This window comes from Teichococcus aerofrigidensis (genome assembly GCF_054073225.1).
In genome coordinates this window covers 1-7,531 of sequence record NZ_JBSXMU010000137.1, presented here as the reverse complement: position 1 = coordinate 7,531, position 7,531 = coordinate 1, and the positions used below count along the sequence as shown (strand labels likewise).

At 70.4% G+C, this 7,531-nt stretch carries 8 protein-coding genes and 1 tRNA gene; 3 read left to right on the top strand and 6 right to left on the bottom strand.

Annotated elements, in window-relative coordinates; translation table 11 throughout:
• From ACVMLK_RS18450 to ACVMLK_RS18425, 6 genes are all read right to left on the bottom strand, one after another.
• Positions 1-496: FAD-dependent oxidoreductase (locus tag ACVMLK_RS18450; RefSeq protein WP_457487222.1), on the bottom strand; the 496-nt coding region annotated here is incomplete at its 3' end.
• A gap of 80 nt (positions 497-576) precedes the next feature.
• Complete coding sequence (locus ACVMLK_RS18445; RefSeq protein ID WP_457487221.1) at positions 577-1,416, bottom strand: aldose epimerase family protein; 840 nt, start codon at positions 1,414-1,416, stop codon at positions 577-579.
• Positions 1,417-1,420: 4 nt separating this feature from the next.
• A complete protein-coding gene (locus tag ACVMLK_RS18440) occupies positions 1,421-2,260 on the bottom strand; it encodes an NAD-dependent epimerase/dehydratase family protein (RefSeq protein WP_457487220.1) in 840 nt (279 codons plus the stop codon).
• 51 nt (positions 2,261-2,311) lie between these two features.
• Positions 2,312-3,592 carry a TRAP transporter large permease gene (locus ACVMLK_RS18435; RefSeq protein ID WP_198367631.1) on the bottom strand — a complete coding sequence of 427 codons (1,281 nt, stop codon included), beginning with the start codon at positions 3,590-3,592 and terminating at the stop codon, positions 2,312-2,314.
• Positions 3,593-3,605: 13 nt separating this feature from the next.
• Positions 3,606-4,133, bottom strand: coding sequence for a TRAP transporter small permease (locus tag ACVMLK_RS18430; RefSeq protein WP_198367632.1), 528 nt, complete (start codon positions 4,131-4,133; stop codon positions 3,606-3,608).
• Positions 4,134-5,129 (bottom strand): TRAP transporter substrate-binding protein, encoded by a 996-nt coding sequence (locus ACVMLK_RS18425; RefSeq protein ID WP_232477326.1) that lies wholly within the window; start codon positions 5,127-5,129, stop codon positions 4,134-4,136.
• A gap of 184 nt (positions 5,130-5,313) precedes the next feature.
• Here ACVMLK_RS18425 and ACVMLK_RS18420 point away from each other — a divergent pair, with 184 nt between their 5' ends.
• The 3 genes from ACVMLK_RS18420 (at position 5,314) to ACVMLK_RS18410 (ending at position 7,506) form a co-directional block, all read left to right on the top strand.
• A complete protein-coding gene (locus ACVMLK_RS18420) occupies positions 5,314-6,681 on the top strand; it encodes an amidase (RefSeq protein ID WP_457487219.1) in 1,368 nt (455 codons plus the stop codon).
• Between the two features lie 225 nt (positions 6,682-6,906).
• Positions 6,907-6,983: transfer RNA gene (locus tag ACVMLK_RS18415), tRNA-Arg, on the top strand.
• A 226-nt stretch (positions 6,984-7,209) separates the two neighbouring features.
• The gene (locus tag ACVMLK_RS18410; protein ID WP_457487218.1) at positions 7,210-7,506 is read left to right on the top strand and encodes a DUF3601 domain-containing protein; all 297 of its coding nucleotides are present in this window, start codon (positions 7,210-7,212) and stop codon (positions 7,504-7,506) included.
• Positions 7,507-7,531: the final 25 nt, after the last annotated feature.

Sequence of the window (7,531 nt, the reverse complement as noted above, 5' to 3'; positions counted from 1 at the left end):
GCTCGATCGCGACGCCGCGCCGCCGCAGGTGCCGCGCCAGCGCCGCGACGATGCGCCGGGCCAGCAGCACGCCGCCTGCCGCCATGTGGAAGGCCTCGCCGCCCCCGGCCGGCCGCAGCATCGGGTAGCGGGCGGCGAGCTCGCCCGGCGCGAGATCCTCAAAGGCATGGCCGGCGGCGGCGAGGCCGGCGCGGCTCTCGGCCAGCCAGCCCTCCCCGGACTCGCCCAGCGCCAGCACGCCCGTCGGCACGTGGAGCACCTCGCCCAGATCGGCCCAGAGCAGGTCCCAGGCGGCATAGGCCTCGTCCACCATCCGCATGTAGCCGGCGGCGGCGCCATAGGCGTGGCGGATCAGGCGATGGTCGTCCACGCTGGCGCCGCGCGGATTGGGCACCGGGTCCTGCTCCACGAGCGTGACGGACCAGCCGGCCCGGGACAGGCCCCAGGCGGCGGAGAGGCCCATGATCCCGGCCCCGAGGACAAGCGCGCTTGGCATGGCGCGAGGATGGCGCGCCCGCGCCGGCGGAGCCAGCCTTTCCGCCAGGCCCCTGGAGCATCTTCCGATCAGGATCCGCTCTAGCCCGCCACGGCCAGGACGAGGCGGCCGGACAGCGCCTCGCCGGGCGCCAGCACCCGCATGGCGCCGAGCGGCGCCAGGGCCGGGCGGTTGACGACATCCGGCAGGTGGCTGACCGGCTCCAGGCAGAGCACAGGCGTCTCCGGCGGGGCGAAGAGCTGCAGGTTGCCCGCCCAGTCGCCGCTCGCCACGAGGCTCAGGGTCAGGTCGGGCCGCCGCAGCACCGCCGCGCCGCTCCAACCGGCATAGTGGTCATCCTGGCCGAGCCAGGCCTCGGCGTCGCCCTCGAGGCCCGGGCAGGGCACGGCGCCGACCGGCAGCTTGCGGGGGCCCCGGAGCAGGCGGTGCGTGGCGGCGAAGCGCAGGCGGCAGCCCTCCGGCCGCAGGAACCAGGGATGCCAGCCGAAGCCCGCCGGGCAGGGCGCGGCGCCGAGATGGCGCAGCGTCAGGCGGAGATCGAGCCCGGCGGCGCCGAGGGCGATCTCCAGCCGGGCCGCGTAGTCGAAGGGCGGATGCACCAGCCGCTGGGCCAGCACGGCACGCTCCGGCGCCGCCGCCTCGACCTGCCAGGGCGCCGCGCGGCCAAGGCCGTGCAGCGCGTTGCCCTCCCGCGGGTGCGTGAGGGGAAAGCGGTGGACCACGCCCCGCCAGCGGAGGCACCCGCCATCCAGCCGGTTGGTCCAGGGCAGCATCCAGAAGGCGCCGGCCCTGTCGCGGTTCGGATCGCCGCCGTCGAGCGGCCGCAGCACCGCTCGCCCCTCATGGGCGAGGCTGGCGAAGGCGGCACCCCGATCAGGCAGAATCTCCGCCTCCCAGCCGCCGCCCCGCAGCGCCAGCACGGCGTCAGTCGAGCGCGAAGGGATCGCGCGGGCTCGGGCTCTCGCGGCTGTAGGCGCTGGCGCAATAGGCGCCGCCCTGGTAGCGCTCGGTGACCGGATCGCCCGAGACCTTGCCCTCCATCTGGCCGCGGAAATCCTCGGCCGTGTCCTGCGGCGCCCAGCCGATGCGCTCGCGCTGGTCCTGGCCCCAGAAGGTGGCGGGATTGTCGCTCGCGCCCCAGACCACGGCGTGGCCGATCCTCGGCGCCTCGATGAAGGCGGCGCACAGCCGGGCGAGGTCGGCATAGGACAGCCAGGTGGACAGCATGCGGGCATCGACCGGCTCGGGGAAGGAGCTGCCGATGCGGACGTTGAGGTTCTCCACCCCGTGCTTGTCCCAGTAGAGACGCCCCATCAGCTCGGCATAGGCCTTGGACAGGCCGTAGAAGCTGTCGGGGCGGAAGGCGCAGTCGGCATCGAGCTTCGGCTCGCCCGGGCCCGGCCGCTCATGGAAGCCGATCGCATGGTTCGAGGAGGCGAAGAGCACGCGCGCGCCCTCGCGCCGCGCCGCCTCGTAGATGTGGTAGATGCCGCGGATGTTCGGGTCCAGCACCTCCTCGAAGGGCCGGTCCACCGAGATGCCGCCGAAATGCAGGATGGCGCCGCAGCCATCCGCCAGGTGCTGCATGGCGACGGCATCGCCCAGGTCGGCGGTGGTGAACTCGGCGCCTTCCGGCAGGTCGCCGGGGAAGGGCTTGATGTCGGTCAGCCGCAGCCGGTAGCCGCGCGCGGTCAGTTCCCGCGCCAGCATGCTGCCGAGGTTGCCGGAGGCTCCGGTGACGAGGACGGGCTTGGCTGCGGGCATGATGCACTCCTGGACGGCGATTCGTAGCACGAGTATCCGGCGGAACCGGCCTCAGTGGAACAGGCGCGGCAGCCAGAGCGAGACGGCGGGGACATAGGTCACCACCAGCAGCACGGCGAAGGCGGCGCCGTAGAAGGGCAGGCTGGTCCTGGTCGCGTCCCACATCGAGACCTTGCCGACGGCGCAGGCGACGAAGAGCACCGGCCCCACGGGCGGCGTGATCAGCCCGATGCCGAGGTTGAGGATCAGCACCACGCCGAACTGCACCGGGTCCATGCCGAGCTTCATCACCACCGGCAGGAAGATCGGCGTGCCGATCATGATCAGCGGCGCCATGTCCATGAAGGTGCCGAGCAGGAGAAGGATGATGTTGATCAGCAGCAGCAGCAGCAGCGGATTGTCGGTGATGCCCTCCATCAGCGTGACGGTCATCGCCGGCACCTGAAGCAGCGCCATCAGCCAGCCGAAGGCGCCGGCGCAGCCGATGATCAGCAGCACCATGCCGGTGGTGCGCGCGCCACCCAGCACGGCATGGATGAAGCCCATCCAGCCCAGGCTGCGATAGACCAGGAGCGTCACCAGCAGCGCGTAGATCACGGCGACGACGGCGCTCTCGGTCGCGGTGAAGATGCCGCTGCGCACGCCCATGAAGATGATGACGATCAGCATCAGGCCCGGCAGCGCCGCCGCCAGCAGCCGCGCCAGCACCCACCAGCCGGGGAAGCGCTCGCGCGGATAGCCGCGCTTCACGGCCACCGCCCAGGCGGTGAACATCAGCGCCACCATCAGCAGCATGCCGGGGATGATGCCGGCGGTGAACAGGTCCGCCACGCTGATCGCGCCGCCGGCGGCGATGACATAGAGGATCATGTTGTGGCTGGGCGGGATCAGCAGGTCGATCAGCGCCGCGTTGGCGGTGACGTTCACCGCATAGTCCGGCGCGTAGCCGCGCGCGCGCATCTGCGGGATCATCACGCCGCCGACGGCCGAGGCATCCGCGACCGCCGAGCCGGAGACGCCGCCGAAGAGCGTCGCCGCCACCACGTTGACCTGCCCGAGCCCGCCCCGCATGTGGCCGACCATGGCGGCGGCCAGCGCCACCAGCCGGTCGGCGATCTGGCCACGCAGCATCAGGTCGCCGGCGAAGACGAAGAAGGGAATGGCCAGCATCGAGAAGACGTTCATGCCCGAATAGAGCTGCTGGAACACCACGACGGCGGGCAGATCCATATAGAGCACGGTGACGAAGGCACTGGCGCCCAGGGCGAAGGCGACCGGCGTGCCGATCAGCAGCAACAGCGCGAAGCTGCCGAGCAGGACGGTGATTTCCATGATTCCGCGCTCCTCAGGCGTCGCTGACCAGGGGCGCGACCATCGCTTCCGAGGGCGCCTCCCCGCCGGCCAGATGCGCCGCCAGCCGTTCCATCCCGAAGAGGCCGATCAGCACGCCGCCGAAGACCAGCGGCAGGTACTCGACCGAGCCCGGCAGGTCGAGGCCGGGCAGCACCGCGTCCCAGACGCCGAGCGCGAGATCGCCGCCGAACCAGGCCATGCCCAGTCCGAACAGGGTCACCACCATGTCCGACAGCACGTCGCAGACCTTGGCGAGGGGCCTGGGCAGCAGCGCCTTCAGGGTATCGAAGCCCATGTGGAAGCCTTCCCGCACGCCGGCCGCGGCGGCGCCCAGGATGACCCAGCCCATCAGCAGCAGGGCCAGCGGCTCGGCCCAGGAGGGCGTGTCGTTCAGCACGAAGCGGCCGAAGACGCCCCAGGCGACGACGACGGTCATCAGCACCAGGCAGAGGCCGGCGATGCCGAGGCAGGCCGTGCAGAGCCGCTCGAGCAGCAGGTTCAGGCCGCGCGCCACGGCCATTCAGGCGGTTTCCCGGATGCGCTGCACCAGCGACTTCATCTGCGCGTCCCGCACGAACTGGTCGTAGACCGGCTGCATGGCCTTCTCGAACAGCGCCTTGTCGACCTCGTTGATCCGCGAGCCGCCCTCGACCACCGCCTGCCGCGCCGTCTCGGTCCTGGCCTGCCAGAGCCGGCGCATCTCGGGAACGCTGTCCTTCGCCGCCTCGCGCAGGATGGTCTGCAGGTCCTTCGGCAACTTGTCGTAGCTGCGCTTGGAGACGACGAGGATCTCGGGCGACATGGAATGCTCGGTGGCGGAGTAGTATTTCGCCACCTCGTAGTGCCGGTGCGAGTGATAGGTGGGATAGTTGTTCTCGGCCGCGTCCACCACGCCGGTCTGCAGCGCCGAATAGACCTCGCCGGTCGGCAGCGGCGTGGGATTGCCGCCGAGGGCGCGGATCATCGCCAGCCACATGTCGGAAGGCTGCACGCGGACCTTGAGGCCCTTCATGTCGGCCGGCGTGTTCACCGGGCGGCTGCGGATGTACATGCTGCGCGCGCCGCTGTCGTAGCAGCAGAGGGTGATCATGCCGTGCCGCTCCGTGCCGGCCGAGATCTCCTGGCCGAGCGGGCCGTCCACCACCTGATGCATGTGCGCCTCGTCCCGGAACAGGAAGGGCAGGCCCGGGATGACGGTGGCGGGCACCAGGTTGGTCAGCGTGGCGAAGTTGGTGCGGTTCATGTCGATCACGCCGAAGCGCGTCTGCTCCAGCGTGTCCTTCTCCTCGCCGAGCTGGCGGGAATGGAAGACCTGGACCCGCAGGCGGCCGCCGGAACGCTCCTCCGCCAGGCGCGACAGGGCCTTCACGCCCTCCACCGTCGGGTAGCCGTCCGGATGGACGTCGGCCGAGCGGAGGGTGATGGTCTGGGCGCTGGCCTGGAAGCCGATCAGGGCGGGGGCCGAAAGGGCGGCGGCACCCAGCAGCGCCCGGCGGGGCAGCATGAGCTTGCTCATCGTGAACGTTCCCTGTTAGCCTGAATTTTTGTATGACGTTCGGTCATCATATGACTGATGACAGGCGTTGCAGGCGCAGGGTGAGACCACGCGACGCGGCCTGTCAATAGTTTCCACGGCCCTTGCCGCCGCCCGCCTGACGCCGCAGCATCCCCGCCGCCTTGCCTTCAGGAGACCGCCCGTCATGCCCGAGCCCGCCACCCTCTGCGCCGCCGCCGAAGAGCTGGCCCGGGGCCGCCTTTCCGCCGTGACGATGGCCGAGGCGGCGCTGGCCCGCATCGCCGATCCCGCCGGGGAGGGCGCCCGGGCCTTCGTCGCCGTGCAGGCGGAGCAGGCCCTGGTCACCGCCCGCGCCATGGATGCCCTGCGCGCCGCCGGCCGGGCCCCCTCACCCTGGGCCGGCATCCCGATCTCCATCAAGGATCTGTTCGACCAGGCGGGCGTGCCGAACCGCGCCGGCTCGACGGCGCTGGCCGACGCCCCGCCGGCGCGTCGCACCGCCCCCGCCGTGGCACGGCTCGAACGCGCCGGCTTCGTCGTGCTTGGCCGCACCAACATGGTCGAATTCGCCTTCAGTGGCCTGGGCGTGAACCCGCATCACGGCACCCCGCTCTCGCCCTTCGACCGCGCCACGGGGCGCCTCCCCGGCGGCTCCTCCTCCGGTGCCGCCGTGGCGGTCGCGGATGGCATGGGGCTGGCCGGCCTCGGCTCGGACACGGGCGGTTCCTGCCGCCTTCCGGCCGCGCTGTGCGGCGTCGTCGGCTACAAGCCGACCGCCCACCGCGTGCCGCGCGAGGGGGCCTTCCCGCTCTCCCCCACCCTCGACAGCATCGGCCCGCTGGCCCGCAGCGCCGCCTGCTGCGCCGTGCTGCATGCCCTGATGGCCGGAGAGGAGGCAGAGGCCCCGCCCGTGCCGCGGCCCGTGGCCAGCCTGAACCTGGCCATCCCCGACGGCACCTATCTCTTCGAGTCGCTGGAACCCGCCGTGGCCGCCGCCTTCGACCGCGCCGTGGCGCGGCTGGAAGCGGCGGGCGCGCGGATCACACGGATCGCCCTGCCGGAACTCGCCGAGATTCCCCAGGCCAACGCGACCGGCGGCTTCGTCGCCACCGAGGCCTATGCCGTGCACCGGTCGCTGATGCGGCAGGCGGGCGGGCGATACGATCCGCGCATCCTGGCCCGCATCCAGCGCGGCGGGGGCATGAGCGCGGCCGACTACCTGGCCCTCCGGGAGGACCGCGCCCGCATCATGGCCGCCACCGCCGCCCGCACCGCCGCCTATGACGCGCTGCTCTGCCCCACCACGGCGCTGACGCCGCCGCCGGTCTCCGCCGTGGCCGACGAGATGGAGTACCACCGCATCAACATGCTCCTGCTGCGCAACACCTCGGCCTTCAACTTCCTGGACCGCTGCAGCATCAGCCTGCCCTGCCACGCGCCGGGCGAGGCGCCGGTCGGGCTGATGCTGACCGGCGCGCGGGACGGCGACCGGGCGCTGTTCGAGACCGCCATGGCCGCCGAGGAGGCGCTTCGCGCGGTGACGGCCGCCTGACTTTGTGGATTGAGGGCTTCCCCTGAGCGGCGGCTGTCGCTAAACAGGGGCCCTGGCGAGGACCCGTAGCTCAGCTGGATAGAGCGTTGCCCTCCGAAGGCTGAAGTCAAGGGCTGCTGGTTTGTGAGAGACGTAGAAAAGGAGTTTGTTTACAAAGGTTTGCGGGAGTTACCGTTGAGGCTTCCACCCTACAGGTTTTCCGCGTAAGCACTGCGTAAGCAACAGGCACCCATAGCTCAGCTGGATAGAGCGCTACCCTCCGAAGGTAGAGGTCTCAGGTTCGAATCCTGATGGGTGCGCCACCCCTCTCTTTGGGGATGGCGCTACAAGCGCTCGCCGAGCACTCAATAAGATGACACTGTTGCGGTATGTGAGCGTGCCGGCGATTGGCGCCCAGTCGAGTTGCGCGGCACTGACCGTGCCCTCTTAAACCGACCGTAACGAGATCGCCTCGGCGTTAGGCCCATCGGAGTGGCGGTGATCGTAAGATGGTTCAGTAGGAACACTCTCGGGAAGGCGTATGGGCATTTGCATCCCGGACGTCATTATCGCGTCGAACGCGACTTCCGTGATCATGACGGACGCCTCCATCGCCAGGGGCAACAATGGCGCTACCGCACATACACATTTCTTCCCTATGAAGATGGCCTGTCGCTTTTCTTTCTCACCAAGGACGGCGACGATCTGGAGATTCGCCTTCAGGATCGAACCGGTGCCGAAGCAGCGATTATTGCAGCCCTGAGTGATGTCCTCCCGCAATGCGAGCCGTTTTATCGAAGCGTGTTTGCTGGCCTGCTAGGCCGCGTGGACGAACCTGATCCATAAGCGGATGCAGCCGAGCAGGGCGAAG

Excerpts from the sequence above, each read along its gene's own strand:
- ACVMLK_RS18420 (WP_457487219.1), top strand. The coding sequence starts at position 5,314 with ATGCCCGAGCCCGCCACCCTCTGCGCCGCCGCCGAAGAGCTGGCCCGG.
- ACVMLK_RS18440 (WP_457487220.1), bottom strand. The coding sequence starts at position 2,260 with ATGCCCGCAGCCAAGCCCGTCCTCGTCACCGGAGCCTCCGGCAACCTC.
- ACVMLK_RS18435 (WP_198367631.1), bottom strand. The coding sequence starts at position 3,592 with ATGGAAATCACCGTCCTGCTCGGCAGCTTCGCGCTGTTGCTGCTGATC.
- ACVMLK_RS18425 (WP_232477326.1), bottom strand. The coding sequence starts at position 5,129 with ATGAGCAAGCTCATGCTGCCCCGCCGGGCGCTGCTGGGTGCCGCCGCC.
- ACVMLK_RS18430 (WP_198367632.1), bottom strand. The coding sequence starts at position 4,133 with ATGGCCGTGGCGCGCGGCCTGAACCTGCTGCTCGAGCGGCTCTGCACG.